We start from the raw sequence: 2,030 nt of genomic DNA on the forward strand, positions 1-2,030 counted from the left end.
GTGACGTGCCGGCGCCGGGCGCGGGCGGCGCCGCCCGCGCCGGGGACCGCCGCGGCGACCTGCCCACCGCACACGGCCAGGGCGAAGCCCGCTCCGGCAGCCACCGGGACGAGGCGCCCACCGTGGGCAACCGGGGCGAGGCCCGCACAGACGACCGCCGCAGTGAGGTGCCGTCCCCGGGCAGCCGCGGGGAGGCCACCTCCGGCATCCGCCGGAACGACATGGCCACCCCGGACGGCCGAGGCGAAGCCCCCTCCGGCAGCCGGCGCAGCGAGGTGCCGTACCCGGGCCCGGGGGGCGCGGCCCATGCGGGGGACGGCTGGAGTGAGGTGCCGCCCGGAGGCACCGGGGGCGAGGCCCGTCGGCAGACGGCCGGCGGAGGATCGCGGCCCCGGCCCGCCGGGGCCGCCCAGACCCCCTCCCGGACGCCCGGAACACGCACCCGGCAGCCCGACTCCGCTCACGGTTCGACGCCCCCGGCCTCTCCCGCAGCCCCGGCCGGCGCCATACGGCAGCCCGACGCGGGCCGGCCGGCGAGCGGTGCCGGGGACACGCACGCGGGCCGTTCCGGGATCGCGGCGTACGACACCGGTCAGGCGGACGGAGCCGGTCCGCACCCCTGGGGTGAGGGCGGGCCTGCCGCTCCCCCCGGCACCGACGACCCGGCCCTCGCGGACCAGCGTGCCGGGCGCGGGCGCAAAGGCACTCCCCTGCGCGGCACCGACGTGCCCCCGGGTACCCGCAGGCGCGGCGGGATCGGGGCCTGGGCCCGGCGGCTGGCCGGAGGGCGTGGTGAGCAGGCGGCGGAGCCGCGCGAGGCGTATGAGGACGCCCCGGCCGCCGTGGAGGCGGAGCAGCACCCGGTCGTCGTGCCGGCCGCGCCGGAGACCTGGCCCGACCCGGCCACGCTGCTGCTCACGGCCCTGGGGCCGGGGCCGCGGCTGTGGGAGCGCGGCCCCGGCCACCCGGAGGCGCTCGCCGTGCGCCTCGGTACGGCCGACCGGGCGGCGCCCGACGGCTCGGGCCTGCTGCCCGCCGTCCCCGTGACGGCCGGGCTGCGCGAGGTCGGCGCCCTGGGCCTGGCCGGACCGCGGGCGCGGCTGGCCGGGCTGGCGCGGGCCGTGCTGGCCCAGCTCACGGCGCTGCACTCCCCGGACACGCTGGAGGTCGTCCTGATCGCCGCGGACCGCTCCCGCCCTCTTGAGGAGCGCACCGCCGAGTGGTCCTGGCTGGGCTGGCTGCCGCACGTGCGCCCGGGGCACGGGCAGGACTGCCGGCTGCTGCTGGCCCTCGACCGCGAGCAGGCCGCGGCCCGCACCGACGAACTCACCCGCCGCCTGGAGGACCACTTGGCGGACGCGGCCGCGGGGGGCGGCGCACAGCCCACCGGCGCCGTCCCGTCCCCCACCGGCGCCGTCCCGTCCCCCGCCGGGACCGTCCCGTCCCCCCGCCGCCCCTCCTGGGCGCGGGACGACGTCTCCGGTACCGACGCGGCAGCCGGTTTCCCCGGTCCGTACACGGTCGTGGTCGTCGACGGCGACCCGGGCGGCGCCGACCTGCGCGCAGCGGTCGCGCGGCTGGCGCTGGAGGGCCCGCGGGCCGGGATCCACGTCGTCTGCCTGGCCGAGACGGCCGCCGCCTCCCCGGCCTCGCCGGTGACGGAGACCTACGAGGCGGCCTGTTCGGTCGCGCCGACGTTCCGGCAGTGCGGCGCGGTCGCGCTGCTCAGCGGGGACGTGGCGACGGCCCTGCGGCTGATGCGGGTGGCCCGGGCCGGCGGTGACGGCGCAGCGGCCGGGCCGGTCGGGCACGGCACCATCGCCACCGTCGACGCCGTCTCCCCGGCCTGGGCCGAGCGGTTCGCGCGGGCGCTGGCACCGCTGCGTACGGACGGCCCGGCGAGCGAGCGCCAGCCGCGCGTCTCGGCACCACTGCCGCAGGCGGCCCGCCTGCTGGACGAGCTGGGCCTGGCCCGGGCCACCCCGGCGTCGCTGATGGCGCGCTGGGCGGACGCGGCCGACGACGCCGAC

General features: G+C 81.1%; 1 pseudogene. It reads left to right on the plus strand.

From position 1 onward, the window contains the following. Positions 1-2,030, plus strand: a pseudogene (locus tag GTY56_RS05465) (hypothetical protein); the annotation flags it as partial.

Origin of the sequence: Streptomyces sp. SID5643 (genome assembly GCF_009872555.1) — a bacterium.
Classification (GTDB): Bacteria; Actinomycetota; Actinomycetes; order Streptomycetales; family Streptomycetaceae; genus Streptomyces; species Streptomyces iakyrus.